Origin of the sequence: Halosolutus halophilus (assembly GCF_022869805.1) — an archaeon.
Classification (GTDB): Archaea; Halobacteriota; Halobacteria; order Halobacteriales; family Natrialbaceae; genus Halosolutus; species Halosolutus halophilus.
Window position 1 is genome coordinate 4,715,864 of sequence record NZ_CP094974.1, and the last position, 18,350, is coordinate 4,734,213.

At 66.5% G+C, this 18,350-nt stretch carries 17 protein-coding genes and 1 tRNA gene; 6 read left to right on the forward strand and 12 right to left on the reverse strand.

Annotation, left to right across the window (positions count from 1 at the left end):
* Positions 1-113 precede the first annotated feature (113 nt).
* Positions 114-935 carry a carboxylating nicotinate-nucleotide diphosphorylase gene (nadC, locus tag MUG98_RS23355; protein WP_265109796.1) on the forward strand — a complete coding sequence of 274 codons (822 nt, stop codon included), beginning with the start codon at positions 114-116 and terminating at the stop codon, positions 933-935.
* A gap of 34 nt (positions 936-969) precedes the next feature.
* Here nadC and MUG98_RS23360 read toward each other — a convergent pair whose 3' ends face one another.
* Positions 970-1,404: a DUF6653 family protein gene (locus MUG98_RS23360; RefSeq protein WP_265109797.1), complete on the reverse strand. Its 435-nt coding sequence runs from the start codon at positions 1,402-1,404 to the stop codon at positions 970-972.
* A gap of 145 nt (positions 1,405-1,549) precedes the next feature.
* Between MUG98_RS23360 and MUG98_RS23365 the strand changes: the two genes are divergently transcribed.
* The gene (locus MUG98_RS23365; RefSeq protein ID WP_265109798.1) at positions 1,550-2,242 is read left to right on the forward strand and encodes an RNA 2'-phosphotransferase; all 693 of its coding nucleotides are present in this window, start codon (positions 1,550-1,552) and stop codon (positions 2,240-2,242) included.
* Here MUG98_RS23365 and MUG98_RS23370 read toward each other — a convergent pair.
* Entirely contained in the window at positions 2,197-2,754 is a 558-nt protein-coding gene (locus MUG98_RS23370; RefSeq protein WP_265109799.1) for a GNAT family N-acetyltransferase, read from the reverse strand. The genes MUG98_RS23365 and MUG98_RS23370 overlap by 46 nt on opposite strands.
* Before the next feature lie 105 nt (positions 2,755-2,859).
* Here MUG98_RS23370 and MUG98_RS23375 point away from each other — a divergent pair, with 105 nt between their 5' ends.
* Complete coding sequence (locus MUG98_RS23375) at positions 2,860-4,335, forward strand: aldehyde dehydrogenase family protein (protein WP_265109800.1); 1,476 nt, start codon at positions 2,860-2,862, stop codon at positions 4,333-4,335.
* A gap of 48 nt (positions 4,336-4,383) precedes the next feature.
* Here the strand turns inward: MUG98_RS23375 and MUG98_RS23380 are convergent, their stop codons facing one another.
* The 6 genes from MUG98_RS23380 to MUG98_RS23405 form a co-directional block, all read right to left on the reverse strand.
* A complete protein-coding gene (locus MUG98_RS23380) occupies positions 4,384-4,626 on the reverse strand; it encodes a hypothetical protein (protein WP_265109801.1) in 243 nt (80 codons plus the stop codon).
* A gap of 363 nt (positions 4,627-4,989) precedes the next feature.
* A tRNA-Leu gene (locus MUG98_RS23385) sits at positions 4,990-5,073 on the reverse strand.
* Between the two features lie 70 nt (positions 5,074-5,143).
* Positions 5,144-5,488, reverse strand: coding sequence for a ferredoxin (locus MUG98_RS23390; protein WP_265109802.1), 345 nt, complete (start codon positions 5,486-5,488; stop codon positions 5,144-5,146).
* 58 nt (positions 5,489-5,546) lie between these two features.
* Positions 5,547-6,521 carry an oxidoreductase gene (locus MUG98_RS23395; protein WP_265109803.1) on the reverse strand — a complete coding sequence of 325 codons (975 nt, stop codon included), beginning with the start codon at positions 6,519-6,521 and terminating at the stop codon, positions 5,547-5,549.
* 72 nt (positions 6,522-6,593) lie between these two features.
* Positions 6,594-10,067: a PAS domain S-box protein gene (locus tag MUG98_RS23400; protein ID WP_265109804.1), complete on the reverse strand. Its 3,474-nt coding sequence runs from the start codon at positions 10,065-10,067 to the stop codon at positions 6,594-6,596.
* 155 nt (positions 10,068-10,222) lie between these two features.
* On the reverse strand, positions 10,223-10,741 hold the full coding sequence (locus tag MUG98_RS23405; protein ID WP_265109805.1) for a peptidylprolyl isomerase: 519 nt from the start codon (positions 10,739-10,741) through the stop codon (positions 10,223-10,225).
* 159 nt (positions 10,742-10,900) lie between these two features.
* Here MUG98_RS23405 and MUG98_RS23410 point away from each other — a divergent pair, with 159 nt between their 5' ends.
* Complete coding sequence (locus tag MUG98_RS23410; protein WP_265109806.1) at positions 10,901-11,878, forward strand: succinylglutamate desuccinylase/aspartoacylase family protein; 978 nt, start codon at positions 10,901-10,903, stop codon at positions 11,876-11,878.
* Positions 11,879-11,977: 99 nt separating this feature from the next.
* Here MUG98_RS23410 and MUG98_RS23415 read toward each other — a convergent pair whose 3' ends face one another.
* The 4 genes from MUG98_RS23415 to MUG98_RS23430 all read right to left on the reverse strand — a co-directional run bounded on the left by MUG98_RS23415 (position 11,978) and on the right by MUG98_RS23430 (position 15,688).
* Complete coding sequence (locus MUG98_RS23415) at positions 11,978-12,640, reverse strand: HAD family hydrolase (RefSeq protein ID WP_265109807.1); 663 nt, start codon at positions 12,638-12,640, stop codon at positions 11,978-11,980.
* An 88-nt stretch (positions 12,641-12,728) separates the two neighbouring features.
* On the reverse strand, positions 12,729-13,490 hold the full coding sequence (locus MUG98_RS23420) for an SDR family NAD(P)-dependent oxidoreductase (protein ID WP_265109808.1): 762 nt from the start codon (positions 13,488-13,490) through the stop codon (positions 12,729-12,731).
* Positions 13,491-13,720: 230 nt separating this feature from the next.
* On the reverse strand, positions 13,721-14,839 hold the full coding sequence (locus MUG98_RS23425; protein ID WP_265109809.1) for an anthranilate phosphoribosyltransferase: 1,119 nt from the start codon (positions 14,837-14,839) through the stop codon (positions 13,721-13,723).
* A gap of 87 nt (positions 14,840-14,926) precedes the next feature.
* Positions 14,927-15,688 (reverse strand): GNAT family N-acetyltransferase, encoded by a 762-nt coding sequence (locus tag MUG98_RS23430; RefSeq protein ID WP_265109810.1) that lies wholly within the window; start codon positions 15,686-15,688, stop codon positions 14,927-14,929.
* Between the two features lie 160 nt (positions 15,689-15,848).
* Between MUG98_RS23430 and ahbB the strand changes: the two genes are divergently transcribed.
* Both ahbB and chrA read left to right on the forward strand, forming a co-directional pair.
* Positions 15,849-16,889 (forward strand): siroheme decarboxylase subunit beta, encoded by a 1,041-nt coding sequence (ahbB, locus tag MUG98_RS23435; protein WP_265109811.1) that lies wholly within the window; start codon positions 15,849-15,851, stop codon positions 16,887-16,889.
* Positions 16,890-16,971: 82 nt separating this feature from the next.
* Positions 16,972-18,330 (forward strand): chromate efflux transporter, encoded by a 1,359-nt coding sequence (gene chrA / locus MUG98_RS23440; RefSeq protein ID WP_265109812.1) that lies wholly within the window; start codon positions 16,972-16,974, stop codon positions 18,328-18,330.
* The last annotated feature ends 20 nt before the right edge of the window (positions 18,331-18,350 follow it).

Below are 18,350 nucleotides of genomic sequence, written 5' to 3' on the forward strand. Positions count from 1 at the left end.
GTCTTCCTGACCGTCAGCGGTCGTGCCCGTATCGGTCGACGCCGACCGGGCGGACGGTTCCAAAAACGGGTGCTTTATTCTCACCGGGCCCGCATCCGCGCACAACGAGTCGCATGATCACCGATCTGCAGATCGATCGCTGGCTCCGCGAGGACGTCGGCCACCACGACGTCACGAACCAGGTCCCCGGCGAGACGACTGGGCGACTCGTCGCGAAGGAATCCGGCGTCGTCGCGGGCCTCGACGCTGCACGCGCCGTCTTCGACTACCTCGATGTCGACGTGTGCGAGTCGACCGAGGACGGAACGTCGATCGAGGCCGGTGACACGCTCCTTCGCATCGAGGGGCCCGCACGCGACGTGCTCCGCGGCGAACGCGTCGCCGTGAACCTCGCAGGTCACGCGTCCGGGATCGCGACGCGGACCGACAGCGTCGTCGAGCGTGTTCGCACCGAGTCCGACGACGTCCGGATCGCCGCGACCCGCAAGACTACGCCCGGCCTCCGCGGCATCGAGAAACGGGCCGTCGTCGCGGGCGGCGGCGACACCCACCGGCTCGATCTCTCGCACATGGTCATGGTCAAGGACAACCACGTCAACGAGATGGGACTCGAGGGCGCGATCGAACACTTCCAGGACCGGACCTCCTTCGCGACGAAAATCGACGTCGAAGTCGAAGTGGTCGACGACGCACCGCGAGCCGCCGCGGCGGGCGCGGATATCGTCCTCCTCGACAACATGACGCCCGCGGAGAACCGGGCAGCCGTCGATCGGCTCCGCGCGGAGGGCCACGACGAGGTCCTCGTCGAAGCCAGCGGCGGGATCACGATCGAGTCCGTCGCTGAGTACGCCGCAACGGGCGTCGACGTGATCTCGATGGGATCGCTCACGCACTCGGCACCGTCGCTGGATCTGTCGTTCCGGACCGGTGAGTAGGGCCCGCAGTCGAGCATCGCGACCCCGTTCGTGGTCACTCCGCCCCGGTGCCGTCGGGCGCGTATCGATCGACGAGTTCGGCGACGAACCAGAGTTTGAGCCCCATCGTGGCGATCGTCGCCAGGAGCGTCCGAACAGGCTGTCGTCGGTACGCAGCGTACAGATTGTAGCAGAACACCGGAACCTGTACGAGGTTCAGCACCTGCGGAAACCCGAGCCCGAGCAGCGGGTTGCCGTCGTCGGTCCACTGCTGTTCGGCGCGCACGACCCGGAACATCCAGTCGTCGGTCGCCGTTTCGGGATCGGGTTCCGGAAACAGAATCGGATTGACGAGTACGAACAGTCCCGTCAGGGCGAGCAGCCACCACTTCCGGGCGTAGAGGGCGAACACGAGGACGGGATAGGTGGCGAGACGACTCCATCCGCTGTTCGGATTCGCGTGTCGATCCCAGACGGACTCGGGGAGCATAGGGAAGACCAGGGTGAGCGCGTCCAAACCCGTTTCGCTAGAATCCGGCCGGACACGCGTTCGGTGGGGGACTCCGGGCTGAATCCGGTCGCGTTGCTCCCTCCCCACCGATCGATCTTTTTCGCTGGCTCGACCAGTGTCCCCCGTGACGGAGCCGATCCGAATCTGCGAGGAGCACGGCCCGTTCGGCGGCGAGCGCGAACGCTGTCCCGTCTGCAGTGCCCGCGGCGCGCAGTTGCTGTCGGGACCCCAGCGACGCCAACTCTCGAAGTTCTTGAGCGGTGCACTTCGGCACTTTCCGGACGACGCGGAATTCGATCTCGACGATCGGGGGTGGGTGAGCTACGACGCGCTCGTCGACGCGGTCGAAGACAGGTACGACTGGGCCATCCCGGAGCACGTCGCCGCGGTGATCGCGACGGACCCGAAGGGCCGATTCGAGCGTCCCGACGTCGATGCGTCGACCGCCGAGTCGATCGCCGGTTGCGTCCGTGCCGCGTACGGCCACTCCGTAGACGTCGACCTCGAACCCACCGACGCGCCGGTCCCCGACGAACTGTACCACGGGACCGCTCCCGGGAACCTCGCATCGATCCGCGAGGAGGGGCTGCAACCGATGTCACGGCAGCGGGTCCACCTGTCGGGAAGCCGCGCGGGAGCGCGTCGCGTCGGCCGTCGCCGCGCGAACGACCCGATCGTGCTCGTCGTCGACGCTGCGCGGATGCTCGCGGACGGTCACCGGATCGCGAAACGGGGTGTGGAAACGTACACTACCGACCGGGTCCCGCCCGACTACGTCGAGGTCGACGTGGAGTCGTCGGACTTCGAGCGGGAGTGAGCCGTGCGGTCGTTCTCCTCCGAGGCACCGCGGTCTGGCGTGCCGACGAACGACTTCTCCATCGAGACGAACTCGCCAGCCCACCCCGGCTGCCCCGGCAGGCCGATCGGTTCGTACCCCCGTGACCGGTACCACTCGAGCAGGAAGGGGTGGTCCCTGAACGTCGTCAGTCGGAGCCGATCGTCGCCCCGTTCCCGGGCGAGGGCCTCGGCTCGATCGAGCAACAGGGTCGCGATCCCCTCCCGCTGACGTTCCGGGACGACCGCGAGGCGTTCGACGCTCGGCACGGTGTCGTCGACCAGGCGAAGCGTCCCGATCAGCGCCCCGTCGTCTTCGGCGACGAAGCTGATCCCGTCTCGATCGAACCACGAACCGATCGTCCCGGCGCCGACGTCGGCCAGGCGAGTCCGGTACCCGAGTTCGGCAGCCGTCGCATACGCTGTCCGGTAACAGCGTGCGATCGCAGCCGCGTCGTCGCCGCTCGCACGACGGATCTCGGGGTCGGTAGTCACGGCTGAAGAGAGGCGTCGGACGGGTAAAACCGTCACGCAAGCCTCAGCTGCCGGCTTGCCCGTGCATGTCTCTCCCTTATCGACGCTGCGCCGGTTCACTCATCCATGCCGGACGATCTCCCGCTGACACCCGACTCGGGCTGGAACGCGCTGTATCTCGCCGGGAAGTGGACCGATCCCGGCGATCGAGATTCGATCGAGGTCGAGAACCCCTACACGCGCGAATCGATCGCGACGGTTCCGGCGGGGACGACGGACGACGTCGATCGGGCCTACGAGACCGCCGCCGACGCACAGGCGTCGTGGGCCGACCAGCCGCCCCAGCGCCGGGCGGGCGCCGTGACGGCGGCGCTCGAGTTCGTTCGCGAGCACCGCGGGGAGATCGTCGAGTTGCTCGCCCGCGAATCGGGCAGCACGCACGTCAAGAGCGACGTCGAGATCCAGACCGCTCGCGGGATGATGCAGGAGGCGGCGAGCTACCCGTTCCGGATGAAAGGCCAACACGCCGAATCGATCGTGCCCGGCAAGGAGAACGTGGTCGAGCGCCAGCCCGCCGGGGTCGTCGGCGTCATCTCGCCGTGGAACTTCCCCCTGCACCTGTCGATGCGGGCCGTCGCGCCCGCGATCGCGACCGGGAACGCGGTCGTGCTCAAACCCGCCTCGAACACGCCGATCACCGGGGGCCTGTTGCTCGCACGGATCTTCGAGGAGGCCGGACTTCCGGAGGGCGTGCTTTCGGTCGTTCCCGGCCGGGGCTCCGACATCGGCGACGCGATCGCGGATCACGAGCTTCCCCGCGTACTCGCGTTCACGGGATCGACCGAAATCGGTCAGCGGGTCGCGAAAAAAGCCGCGAACAACTGTGCGCTGCCCGCCCTCGAACTCGGCGGGAACAACGTCCACGTCGTCACCGAGAACGCCGACATCGATCGCGCCGTCGACGGCGGCGTCTTCGGGTCGTTCCTCCACCAGGGCCAGGCCTGCATCTCGATCAACCGCCATCTCGTCCACGAGGACCTGTACGACGACTACGTCGACGCCCTGGCCGATCGCGCGACGAGCCTTCCGACAGGCGATCCGACCGCCGACGACACGATCATCGGCCCGGTCATCGACGAAACCCAGCGGGACACGATGCTCGAATTCGTGCAGGATTCGATCGACGCCGGCGCGACTGTCGAGACCGGCGGCGACCACGACGGACTGATCGTGGAGCCGACGGTGCTCTCGGACGCCGAAAACGACATGGCCGCCGCGTGTAACGAACACTTCGGCCCGATCGCACCCGTCGTCCCATATTCGAGCGACGCGGAGGCGATCGAACTGGCGAACGACACGATCCACGGCCTCTCCGGGTCGGTTCACAGCGAGGACCTCGACCAGGCCCGCCGGATCGCGGACGGGATCGAGACGGGAATGATCCACGTCAACGACCAGCCGATGAACGACGAGCCCCACGTCCCCTTCGGCGGGATGAAACAGTCCGGTCTGGGCCGGTACAACGCCGACTCGATTCTCGAGGAACTCACGACGACGAAGTGGGTCTCGATCCAGCGCGAGCCGCGGGAGTACCCGTTCTGACGGGCTGATCGCTTCTGACGGGGCCGATCGGTCGGGTACGATCGATCGTCACTCGAAGAACGAGAGGACCCGTTTCCAGCCCCAGATCGTCAGCGCGATCGCGACCGCGATCAAGAAGAGGATCAGAGGCACGGCGTCGATCGCGGGCCCTCCCGCCGGGACGAGGACCTCGAGCCAGCCGTACCGGTGGAGGATGGCGAGGCCGACGGCGACGAGGACGGAACCGACGACGATCATCGCCGCCATCCGGTTCTCCTCGACGGTCGATCGATCGCGGTCCGGAGCGCCCATGGTGTCCGTCGCGTGCCGAGTCGTGACGAACGCGTGAAACGGTGCGCCCTGCACCCTCCGGCCGATCGGCGGGCAGGGGCTGATCCGATCGACTCGGACGCGTCTCCACGAAGTTACTGGCTCGGGATCGAGCGTCTTGTACGGGACTCGCCGTCTCACTGGGCTCGATCGGGTTCGAGCGTCGACTCTCGGCCTTCTGCTACTGTTGTGAGCGAATCGAGAGCAACAGCAGTGCGAGGGACGGGATTTGAACCCCGCCCAAGACGGTCCGGGTCGTTCGCTTCGCTCACGTCCGGGCTGCGACTTCTCTCGTTCGAATCCCGTGTCTCGCATACACGACTCTCACTGTCGTTCGAGTCGGTATGCGAGGGAAGGGATTTGAACCCTCGGACCCCTACGGGAGCGGGTCTTAAGCCCACCGCCGTTGGCCTGCTTGGCTACCCTCGCACAGAAGCGCACCCGCAAGTAGTCCCCCGCCGGGAATGTGCGTTTCGATGTCCGTGCCGGATTGGAGACCCTACCAGTCGACGCTCAGCGTCCCGTCACCGTGCGGATCGGGGGCGATCTCTTCGTCGGTGCGCCGATCGACGACGTGGATACAGCCGTCGTCTTTCTTCGCCGGGCAGACCTCCGCGGCGCGGACGTTGTGGTCGAGGTCCTCCTCGCCGATGAAGTAGGTGGTGGGCTGGGCCATACCCGAGTCGATCGACATCTCCCAGGTGTCGCTGACCTCGGCGCACTTGCCCGCGCCGAAGCACCGATTCGCCTCGAAGATGATCTTGTAGGGCTTTTCCTCGATCGGCGGCGCGTCGGCCGATCCGACGTCGCTGGGATCCTGTATTTCGGCGTCCAGGTCGCTCATTACGTACCCCTTCGCGTGCGTCGCCTTTCGCGTTACGGTCGATCGGCGGTGGCGGCGGTCACCGACGTGCTCCGGATTCGGGTTCCGGTCCCGGCTTCGGTCTCGGCAGGTCGTAGGTGACGCCGGTCAGGTCGCTCGAGACGTTCCACAGGCGGCGTGCGGTCTCTTCGTCGTAGGATCGGTCCGAAGAGGCCTGTCGTTCGGGCGGGCCGCGCATGTTGAGCAGTCCGCCGGGGCCGTAGTACGCGCCACCCTCGACGTCCGGCGCGGTCGCGGCGTACAGCGTCGGCAGCGCGCCCTTCTCGGCCGATTGAGCCACCACCGTGTTCATGAGCCACATCGCGGCCTTCCGGAACCGCTGGCCGTTCTGTTCGGGACCGCGAAACTGGAGGTGCGTGTTCGCGTAGCCCGGATGGACCGCGACGCTCGCGGCGTTCAGGTCCGCGGTGCGGAACCGGCGCTCGAGTTCGTACGCGAACAGCACGTTCGCCAGTTTCGACTGGGCGTAGGCGTCCCACTCGTCGTACGATCGCTCGCCCTGGAGGTCGTCGAAGTCGATCTCGCCCCGTTCGTGCATCCCGCTCGAGACGGTGACGATTCGCGACTCCCGCTCGTCGTCGCCCGCCGCGAGTAGGTTCTCGAGCAACAGGCCCGTGAGCGCGAAGTGACCGAGGTGGTTGACGCCGAACTGGGTCTCGAACCCGTCGTCGGTTTCGGAGCGCGGAATCGCCATGACGCCCGCGTTGTTGACCAGGACGTCGAGGGATTCGCCCTCGAGTCGATCCGCGAACGATCGGATCGACTCGAGACTCGCCAGATCGCATTCCACCACGCGGAGGTCGGCGTCGGGGACGTCGCCACGGATATCGCTGGCCGCGTCCTCGCCGCGGTCGGTGCTCCGGCAGGCCATGATCACTGTCGCGCCGTTGCGCGCCAGTTCCCGCGTCGCTTCGAGGCCGATCCCGCTATTCGCGCCCGTGACGACGACCGTCCGTCCGTCCTGATCGGGAACGTCGTCTGCCGTCCAGTCCATACGATCGCCTCGTTCGCTCGGCGCTAAACGAATGGGGTATCCCCCCACGCTCGCCGGCTCCGCGGTGGGACGCTACCGATCGTCGCTCGCGGGAAGCGTGAACGAGAACGTCGCCCCCTCGCCGGGTTCGGACTCGACCCAGATGTCGCCGCCGTGGCGCTCGACGATGCGCTCGCAGAGGGCCAGCCCGATGCCCGTCCCCTCGTACTCCTCGCGGCTGTGGAGCCGATCGAAGATGGTGAACACCCGGTCCTGATCGGCCGGATCGATCCCGATCCCCTCGTCGCGGACCGAGATGACCCACTTCCCGCCCCGTCGATCGGCACCGACGTGAACGCGCGGCGGCTCGTCGCCGCTGTACGCGATCGCGTTCGACAGGAGATTCTGTACGACCTGGCGTAACTGACTGGCGTCGCCCTCGACGCGTGGCAGTTCCGCCGTCGTGATCTCGGCGTCGCTCTCGTCGATACGGAACTGCAGGTCCGCGAGCACCTCGTCGACGACGGCGTCCAGGTCGACCGGTTCGAACGGATCGCCTCGCGTCTCGACCCGCGAGTACTCGAGGAGTCCGTCGATCATCTCGCGCATCCGATCGGCACCGTCGACGGCGAACTCGAGGAACTCCTCGCCGTCCTCGTCGAAGGCGTCGCCGTACCGGTTCTCGAGCAACCGGAGGTAGCTCGTGACCATCCGGAGCGGTTCCTGCAGGTCGTGCGAGGCGGCGTAGGCGAACTGCTCGAGCCGCTCGTTCGACTCTTCGAGTTTGCGCTGGTACTCCCGCCGTTCGGTGTCGTCCTGGACCACGAGCATGCCGGCGAAAATTTCGCCGTCTGCGTTCCTGACGGGGAGGGTGTGAGCGTGCAGATACCGGTCGGCGAACCCGAGCTCGAACGAGTTCTCTTCGCCCTCGAGCGCGGCGTGGAAGTACGGTTCGATCTCCGCGAGCAACTCGTCCGAGTGAATCTCGGAGATGCGTCTCCCGATCCGATCTTCCGGTGAGAGGCCGAGCGTATCCAGGAGCTGTCCGCCGACCGCGGTGTATCGCAGGTCGTCGTCGAACATGCCGACCGACCCGTTCGGGAAGTTCTCGACGAGCGTCCGGTACCGGCGCTCGCTCTCCTCGATCCGTCGTTCGCGCGCCTTCCGTTCGCTGATATCCCGGACCACGCCGACCCGATACCACGTGCTGTCGTCCCCGGGAACCGTCGCGAAGGTCGCCTCGACGGGGAGGCGATCGCCGTCCGCCGTCCGGAGTTCGGCCTCCATCGTCGGCCGATCGACGCGTCCCTCCACCGTGGCCGTCTGCAGTTCTTCGACTCGGTCGACGACGTCGTCGTCGACGACGATGGAGACGTCGGCACCGACGAGTTCCTCGGGGGTGTAGCCGAGCATCTCCGCGTACGTTTCGTTGACCATCGTGAACCGGCCGTCAGCGTCGACGACGTAGACCCCGTCGTTGACCACTTCGACGATCGTTTCGTATCGCTCGAGGTGCGTCTTGCGCTCGCGCAGTTCGCGTTCGCGGTCCTTCTGCTCGCTGATGTCCTGGACCATGATCATCCCCCCGGAGATTTCGCCCTCGTCGTCCGTGACGGGGACCGTGTACGCCATCCAGTCCTGTCCGTGCAACTCCATCTCGAAGGCGTTCGTCTCGCCCTCCAGGGCGGCCCTGAACTTCGGTTCCAGTCGATCCGCCAGGTCCGGCGGATAGCGCTCCCGGAGGGTCTTGCCGACGACTGACTCCGTCGAGTCCTCGATGTCGTCGAAGGCCCTGCCGCCCGCGACCTGGTATCGCAGATCCTCGTCGAACAGTCCCACCGCACCGTTCGGGAAGTGGTCGATCAGCGTCCGATAGCGCCGTTCCGACTCCTCGAGTTGGCGCTGGATTTCCGTGCGCTCCGTGACGTCCTGGGACATCCCCAGCGCGGCGAATACCTCGCCGTCGTCGTCGCGAACCGGGACGACCTGGAAGTCGTAGACGCGACCGTTGGACGTCGTCTCGAACTCGCTCGACTCCCCGTCCAGCGCGGCCTCGTAGCGCGGGCCGAGTTCGTCCGCCAACCCCGACGGCAGGGCGTCCCGGATCGGTTTCCCCTCGACTTCTTCGGTAGTGACGCCGGCCACGTCCACGGGATCGCCGCCGACAGTCCGGTACCGAAGGTCCTCGTCGACGAGGGCGACGGCACCGTTCGGGAAGTTTTCGACCAGCGTTCGGTACCGTTGCTCGGACTCCTCGAGTTCGGATTCCAGGCGCTTGCGCTCGGTCACGTCGGCGACGATCCCCTCGAGTTCGACGAGATTGCCCGCGTCGTCGAAGACGCCTCGGCCGTAGTCCCTGACCCACCGCTGGTCGCCGTCGGCAGTCTCGATGCGGTAGGTTTCGGAGAACGTCTCGCCCTCGCCCGCCTCCCGCTGGATCGTTTCCCACAGCTTCTGGCAGTCCGCCTGCACCATGACGTCCGTACCCCAGCTGACGTCGCCGCGCTCGATGGCTTCGGGATCGTAGCCGGTTAACTCGTCGCAGGCGTCGCTGACGAACTCCATCGGCCAGCCGCGTTCGTTCCGGCAGCGATAGACCATCCCGGGAACGTTGTCCATCAGCCTCGAGAGACGGCGCTCCCGTTCCCTGCGCTCGGTAATGTCGCGATCCGAGACGACGACCGAGACGACGTCCCCCTCGTCGTCCGTGACGGGCCTGAAGACGCCGTTCAGGGTGTACCGCTGGCCGTCCGGCCGCGTGAGGTCCGCTTCGAAGTCCACGTACTCGCCGTCGGCGGCTCGTTCGGTCCACCGCTCGACGTCGGCCCGGACCTCGTCGCCGGTCCCCCACCACGGGGTCTCCCAGAACGGCTCGCCGGTCACGTCCTCGAGGTCGGCGTCGACGTACTCCATCGCCGTCCCGTTGATGTCGAGCACCGTCCCGTCGGGCTCGAGCAGGCCGACGAGGATGTTCGGGTCCTCGAATATCGCCTCGAAGCGCCGCTCCTGTCGTTTGCGTTCACGTTCGAGTTCGCGTCGCTCCCGCTCGTTTTCGATGGCGGATGCGAGGAGGTTCGCGACGTGCCGGACGAACGTGGCCTCGGACCCGGTAAACTCCCGCTGTTCGGTCGTATACGCTCCCACTACGCCCCACGGGTCGTCGATCGAGCCGATACGGACGCTGACACCGCTGACGACGTCGTGATCGGTGAGTAATTCGGGGGCGGAGAACCGATCGTCCGCCCGCACGTCGTCGACGAGGACCGGCTCGCCGGTACGGAGCGTGTCCCCCGTCTGCGAACCCCGGTCGGTCGGGACCGTCGTCTCCCCGACGAGTCCGGCCTGCCAGCCGACGCCACGTCTGAGAACGCCCTCGTCCTCGCCTGGCACAAGTTCGAGCACGCCGCAGTACTCGGTGTCCAGCGTCTCCGCGACGGCCGCCGTGGCATCGTGCAGCAGCTGGTCGAGATCGTCGGTCTCCAGGGCCTGCTGGCCGAGTTCTGAGACGACCTCCTGCCGTCTGATCCGGGTGTGGTGTGTTGCATCAGTGGGCGAAGACGATCCCATTCTAGCCACACACAGCGGTGCATGCGATAAAAGATCTCGGTCCGCTCCAGCCTCGAACCGCCGTCAGCGACCGGACGGGGCCGATCGCCAGTCCGGACGGACCGCGGCCGCGATCGGGTACTCGGAGTCGATCGACGTCGATTCGTTCCCGCGCCTCACTCGTAGTCGACCGACACCGACTCGAGCACGACCTCCTCTCGTGGCTGATCGTTCGGGTCGGTATCGACGCTGCCGATCTCCCGGACGACGTCCATTCCGTCGACGACCTTTCCGAAGACGGAGTGACGATCGTCGAGGTGGGGCTGGGCGTCGAGCGTGATGAAGAACTGCGAGCCGTTGGTGTCGGGGCCGGAGTTGGCCATGCTCAGGATCCCCTCGTCGTCGTGGCGCAGTTCGGGGTGGAACTCGTCGTCGAACTCGTAGCCGGGGCCGCCGCGACCGGTTTCGGTCGGGTCGCCGCCCTGGATCATGAAGCCCTCGATGACGCGGTGGAACGCGACGTCGTCGTACAGCGGTTCGCCCTCGACTTCCTCGCCCGTCTCGGGGTCGGTCCAGGTCTTGCCGCCGGTCGCGAGGCCGACGAAGTTGTCGACGGTTCGCGGCGCGCGTTCGTCGTAGAGTTCGACCTCGATGTCGCCCCTGTTGGTGTGCAGGGTCGCAGTAACGTCTCCCATACTCTCGGTGACGGCGGGCCGACGGAAAACAATAGTGGTCTCGGACCACCCCTTCCGGAACCCCTCACGTTCGCCCGTCGCCGGATCGTCTCCGCGACGATCGCCCCGCCGGCCGTCGCCTCCCGCAGGTACATACCGCGGGAGGTGGTACGCCCGGCCATGACCGCCGGGACCCACACCGCCGAGTCGGTGACGCTCGCGAGGCTCCCCTCCGGCGTCGAGATTACGACCACGGTCCACACCTATCGCGGGGCGGAGGACGGGCCGACGCTCTACGTGCAGGCGGCCCAGCACGGCCGCGAGATCAACGGGACCGAGACCCTCCGCCGGTTTCACGATCGCCTCTCCCTGCGATCGCTGTCCGGAACGATCATCGCCGTCCCCGTCACGAACCCGCTGACGTTCGATCGGGTCTCCTACACGACGCCCGAGCAACTCGACAGCGTCAACCCGAACATGAACCGGGTCTGGCCGGGGGACCCCGAGGGGAGCCTCCACCAGCGGATGGCCGCCCGCCTCTGGGAGTACGTCGAACGGGCCGACGCCGTCGTCGACCTTCACACGGGCAGTCCGAACATGCTCCCCCACGTGGTCTACCTCGAGGGTGACGAGCGCTCGCGCGACCTCGCGGCGGCGTTCGGGACCGACCTCCTGCTCTCCGAGCAGGCCGACGACGACGCTACGGACGAGTGGCACCGCCGGGGATTCGACGGCAAACTCCGCGTCGCCGCTGTCAACGAAGGAATCCCCTCGATCACGCCGGAACTCGCCTACAACAAGCAGATCGTCGAGGACGTCGTCGAGACGGGCGTCGAGGGACTATTCGACGTCTGCCGGTCGCTCGACATGCTCCGCGGCGAGGTCGCCGATCGGGACCAGACGATCGCTCGGAACCACCTGGGACAGGTGACCGCGAACCGTTCCGGCCTCTTCCGCCCGAGGCCGTCGCTCGAGGTCGGCCAGTTCGTGCCGGACGGCGCGGATCTCGGGACGCTCTACGATCCGACGACCTACGAGGAGCTACAGGTGGCGACGGCCGATCGAGACGGGTTGTGCTACGCGCTCACGAGGGAGGCGACGGTCACGGCTGGCGATCAACTCGCGAGCATCGCGCTCGTTCGAACGGAACCCGAATAGGGCGTTTCCGGACAGGTGGTCACGGAGGAGACGCCCTCGGACGGAAAATCGCGAAGGCGACGGCCTCCGACCGGAACCGAGGACGCGGGTTCGACCGACTCAGTCGGCCACCAGGTCGGCGACCTCGTGGAGCGTCGACACCTCGTAGGTCGGCGGGGTCGAGAGCGTCGCCTCGCTGCGGTGTGATCGGCGGACGAAGACTGAGTCGAGCCCCGCCCGGTGGGCCGCGATCACGTCGCTCTCGCTGTCGCCGACGTAGAGCGCCGATTCGGCGTCGAGATCGGCGAGCGCCCGTTCGAGGTAGTGCGGGTTCGGTTTCTTCAACTCGAGGCTCTCGATCGTCTTGGGACGACCGTAGTAGGTCTCGAACAGCGGCTTCAGGTCGAAAAACTCCAGGACGAACTCGATCGTGCTGTGGTGGTTGTTGCTCACGATCCCGAAGCGGTGGTCGAGATCCGTAATCGCCGTCACGTCCTCGTACCGCGCTCGAGAACCGGCACGGAACTGCTCGAACTGCGATCGCTCGTCCTGTCGCTCGCGTGCCTTCCAGAGCGCCGTCACGTCGAGGTCGTACGTCGTACAGATCTCGCGAAGTCGATCGACGGTCACACCGGCGACGATATCGTCGACGTCCCGCTGGTCCGGGTCGTCGACGCCGACCTCGCGGAACGCGGCCCGGGCCGCCTCGGCCTGGATTTCGAACGCAGGCGGTTCGACCAGAACCCCATCGCTGTCGAACAGGACGGAATCGTACGGTGTCACTCGTCGAGAGTATTCAGAAGAGAACCATAGTCGTTATGATAGAACGCGGTTCCGTCGGCCGCTCCTCGTCGAAACGCTGTCCGTCCGATCAGCAGGTCGAGTAGCCGCCGTCGACCACCAGACCGTGGCCGCTGACGAACGAGGCCTCCTCGCTGGCGAGGAACAGGATGGCGTCGGCGATCTCTTCGGCTTCGCCCAGGCGTTTGAGCGGGTAGTCCTCGGCCATCGCCTCGCGGGCGGCCTCGGGGTCGTCCTGGGTTGCCAGGTACTGTTCGAGCAGCGACGTGTCGGTGAAGCCGGGACAGACGGTGTTTGCTCGCACACCGTAGGGACCCGCCTCGGCGGCGATCGCGCGGGTCAGGTTCAGCACCGCGCCCTTGCTCAGCGAGTAGGCCGCCTGCTTGGGCAGGCCGAGAATGCTCGCCAGCGAGCCGACGTTGACGATCGAGCCGTGGCCCTGCTCTTTCATGTGCGGGAGGGCGGCGTGACAGCCGTTCCAGACGCCCTTGACGTTGACGTCGATGACGAAGTCCCGCATCGAGTCGTCGGTGTCCTCCAGGCGGGCCGAGGGGTGGCCGGTCCCCGCGTTGTTGACGATGATATCGAGGCCGTACTCCTCGGCGACCGTGTCCACGACCGCGTGGAACCCCTCGCTGTCGGTGACGTCGAGGTCGTAGAACTCCGCCTCCGCCCCCGATTCCTGGAGGCTCTCGGTAACCGCCTGGCCGCCGTCGCTGTCGATGTCCGTCACGATCACCCGTGCGCCTTCGTCGGCGAACCGTTCGGCCGTCGCCTTCCCGATGCCCGACGCCGCACCCGTGATGAGCGCTGTCTCGTTATCGAGTCGCATACCTCCGCAATCGGACGACCGCTACATAAATTCGTTCATGATTTTGGCGATCAATGGTGCCGATGTTTGGATAGGTACCTTTCCAGGAAAACAGTGGTAAGTGAAGATGGCCTCATCACCTTAACTGACAACATCTTCGGGATGCGGAATTCTGGATCGGAGACGACCGATACCAACGTGCGATCGAGGCTGTTGACGAAACTGACGGCGAGTGAATCTGCGAGAGGGTTTCAGTACTCGCGCAGGTCTTTGAGCACCGCCTGGGCACTGCCGTCCGCGATAGCGTCACGAGCCTGTTCGAGTCCATTCTCCAGGCTATCGACGTCTTGACGGGCGTACATCCGGAACGCGCCGTTGAGCGCGATCGCGTCGGCGAACCGGTCGTCGCGCTCGCCGGCGAGTACCTCCTCGGTGATCGACGCGGAGTCGGCCGTGACGTCGTCCACCGCGAGATCCTCGCTCTCCATCTCCATGCCGTAGGTGGCGGTCTCGATCTCGTAGTCCTCCAGTTCGTCGCCTGCTCGCGGCTCGTCGCCGCTCGCATCGTCCGAGGCGCTACGCGCCTCGCTCTCGTTCCACTCGGCGACCTTCGTGTACCCGGGTCGGACGTCGTCGTAGCCTTCCATTCCCTGGAAGAAGATCGCGCGCGAATAGCCGAGTTCCGCGCTCTCGACCATGAGGTCGGTCATCTTCTTCGCGAACGCGAGGTGATAGAACGAGCCGAGGTGGACGTCGGCGTTCGCGGGGTTGGCGACCGTCTCGATCGTGTTGACGAACGTGCGCACGCCCATCTGGTCGCGCCGATCGTAGAGGTCGTGGATACCGGGGTTGAACGCGGGCTGGTAGTAGAATCCGAACCCGGTCTCGTCGACCATGTCCGCGCTCTCCGCGGGCGTGAGGTCCGTCCGGACGCCGAGTTCGTCGAGGACGTGTTTGTACGCCGTGGCCTTCTGAGTCGGGACGCGATCGCCGGAGTGGACGACGACGGGCGTGCCCGCGGCGGCGGCGACGAGGCCGGCCCCGACGCCGAGCAGGGCGGAGGTGTGTTTGCCGTCGTAGTTCGCGCCGCAGTCGATCGGGTCGCAGTCGGGTTCGGCGGTGACGACCGACTCCTCGCGCATGACGTCGGTGTAGGCCGCCAGTTCCTCGGGGGTGTTTCGCTTCCAGCGGTTGGCCAGCCAGAAGGCACCGAGGGTCGTTTCGTCGGGTTCGCCCGCGAAGATGCGCTGCATCGCTTCGCGGGCCTGCTCGCGGGTCATGTCGTCGGCGGACTTCGGGCCGGAGCCGACGACCGCGGTCATCAGCCGCTTGAGCGGCCACTCGCCGAACTCCTGGGATGCCTGAGCCATGTCCGAGGGTTCGGAGGGGCCGTGCAAAAGCGTCCCGCTTCCGGCCTCTTCTCCCCCCATCAAATGGGGTGACGCGGCGAGAGCTCCCTACAGCGTGATCGCCATCATCACCTCGTCGATGTACTCGTCGCCGAGTTTGTAGTGGTCCTCGCGCACTGCCTCGGTCACCCAGCCGCGATCCTCGAAGAATTCGATCGCGTCCTCGTTCGTCGACGGGACGCTCTGGTAGACCTTCTCGTGGCCGCTCGATTCGGCCCACCCGAGGGCCCGATCGAGCAGTTCGCTCCCGATTCCCATCCCGCGGTACTCCTCCAGGATGCCGACGGTGAGTTCCGCGGTGTGTGAGAGCTTCTCGAGGTTCGGGACGTGCAGGTGGGCCCAGCCGACGACCTCGTCGTCGACGGCCGCGACGAAGAACATCCGGGACTCGAACTCGTTGTGCCGGAGCAGGACGTTCTCGTGGTCGAGTTCGTCCGCGACGCTCTCGGCCTCGATGTAGGTCATCTCCTCGACGACCTGTCGCATCGCGCCGACGATGCCCGAGAGGTCCTCCTGTCTCGCCGGCCTGACCGTGACGTCTACGTCCTCGGCCGTGAACTCCTGGCCCTCCGCCTCGATGTCGATCGCGATGCGCAGGGTGCCGTCGTCGTCCTCCCTGAGATAGCCGTCCCGCTTGAGGATCGCGACGTTGTGCTGGAACGCACGCGAATACTGCGGATCTCCCGGCGGGTCCGCCGGGAACAGTTCCTCGCGTGCTTCCTCCCGATCGACCGCGCCGTGGGATTCGACGTACTCGTAGATCTGTTCCCGCTCGTCGCCCTCGATCGAGATCGGTTCGGTGAGTTCCATGCGCGCTGATAACGATACCCACAGTAATAATCGTTGCAGTCCGTTGCAGTCGGTTCTCCGTGGCCGCGCGTCGGGCGGCCCACCCGGAGGAACGGCTGGACCCCTGTTGTCGCCGCACTGACCCGAAAACCATACGGTGCCGTTCTCCCTAGGTCCGACAATGAGCAGCCTGTCGGGGGACTGGCGCGAAGCGATCGACGACGTCGACGCCGCGATCGTCGACGGCTACCAGAGCGGGTTCCCGATCGAGGAACGTCCGTTCCGTCGCGTCGGCGCGGAACTCGGAATCGACGAGTCTGCCGCCCTCGATCGCGTCCGAACGCTCTCGGACCGGGGGATCTTCCGCCGGTTCGGGGCCGTCCTCAACCCGCCGGTGATCGGGTCGTCGACGCTCGCCGCGGTGCAGGCCCCGGACGATCGATTCGACGAGGTCGCCGCGATCGTCAACGAGTATCGGCAGGTCAACCACAACTACGCCCGCGACCACGAGTGGAACATGTGGTTCGTCGTCACGGCCGGATCGCGCGAGCGGCGCGACGAGATCCTCGCGGAGATCGAGTCTCGAACCGGCTGTGACGTGCTGAACCTGCCGATGCTGACCGACTACTACATCGACCTCGAGTTCCCCGTGGTCAACGCCGATCGGTTCGCGCGGGAATCGCTGTGCGAGGGGACCGATTCGTCCGCGACGCACATTAGCGAGGAGGCCGCGGGCGACCTCTCGGCGTTCGAGGCCGACCTCCTGCTCGCGATCCAGGACGGATTCCCGCTTTCGCGGACGCCGTACGGCGACGTGGCCGATCGGATCGGGACCGACGTGGACGACGTGCTCGCCGGCGTCGAACGGCTCCGGAACGACGGCTGTATCAAGCGCATCGGCTGCATCGTCAACCACGTCGTCACCGGGTTCGACGCGAACTGCATGGTCGTCTGGGACGTGCCGGACGAGCACCTCGACGCGTGGGGCGAGCGCGCGGGTTCGCTGCCGTACGTCACGCTCTGTTATCACCGGCCGCGCCGTCCCGACCAGGAGTGGCCGTACAACCTGTTCACGATGATCCACGGCCGCGACCCCGCGGCCGTCGACGAGAAGATCGACGAACTGGGCGCCGACTACCTTCCCGTCGATCACGAGCGACTCTACTCGACCGAGACGCTGAAACAGACCGGCGCGCGGTACGAGGAACTGGTCGGCCGCTGACTCGATCGCGAAGGTCGGTGCTCGACGAAGCCGGGTTCCGGGGTGACGAACACTTATCGGACCCGATATCGTCGTCCGGCGTGTGACCGACGCGACGACCACGGAGTCCCCTGCCGACGCCTATCGCGGCGATCCGACCCGGGGCAAACTCCTCGAAATCGCGACGTACTACCTGTTCATCGGTATCGTCGGGTTCGGCGGGCCGCTGGTCCACATCGCGATGATGGAAGACGACCTCGTCGGCGAGGGCAGTCGCGAGTGGACCGACGAGTCGACGTTCATGGAAGGGCTCGCGATCTGTAACATGCTTCCCGGCCCCGCCTCGACGCAACTCGGGATCTTCATGGGCTGGATTTACGCCGGGAATCCGGGAGCGATCGTCGCCGGCTTCTTCTTCATGCTCCCGACGTTCGTCATCGTCGTCTTCTTCTCGTGGCTCTACTTCGCCTACCAGGAACTGCCGTCGGTTGAGGCGCTGTTTTACGGCATCAATCCGGTCGTGATCGGGTTGATCGTCGGTGCGTCGTGGTCGATGGCCCAGAGCGCCTTCGCGGAGGGACGGCGCGACCTCGAGTTCGAACTCGGCGACGAGACGTGGACGATCGACTACCTGCTGGTGGCACTGCTCGCCGCCGCGGTCGTCGCGACCGCCACGCTCGGCACGAATCCGGTCGTCCAGTTCGTGGTCGCCGGCGCGATCGCGGTCGCGATCTACCGCTCGACGTGGGTTCGGGAACACTGGCGTCGCGTCTCGCTGTGGACGATCGGCGGGGTAGTCGCCGGCATCGCGTTCGCGCTCCGGGACCGGCTGTTCGACCTCCTCGGCCCGGCGACGCGGCGGACTATCGAGACGAGCCCGCTGTGGAGCGTCTTGCTCGCGATATGGGCCAATCCGTGGGTACAGTTGTTCGCGTTCATGGTCTACACCGGCTCGTTCATCTACGGCGGCGGACTCGTCCTCATCCCGTTCATCGAACTCTACGTCGTCGGCGAGTTCGGCTGGATGACCGGTCGCGAGTTCGTCGACGGGATCGCGATCGGACAGCTCTCGCCCGGCCCCGTCGTGATGACGACCGCGTTCGTCGGCTACAAGCTCATGCTCGACACCTACGGGCTGGTTTCGATCGCCGTCGTCGGCGCGTTCGTCGCGATGGTCGGCGCGTTCGGCCCGTCGTTCGCGTTCATCATGGGCTTCTTCCCGTACTTCGCGCGGGTTCGGGAGAACGACGTCATCCAATCGGCCCTCGTCGGCGTCAACGCCGCGGTCGTCGGCGCGATCCTCGGCGCGACCGTGACCCTCGCCGCGGAGTCGTTCGTGGATACGTTTACCGTCCTGCTCGCCATCGTGACCTGTCTGCTCTTCGTCCGCGGGGTTCACGCGGCGTACCTCATCGTCGGCGGTGGCGGGGTCGGGATGGCGTGGTTCGTCCTCGCGCTGTGAATGCAGGTCGGGATCCACGT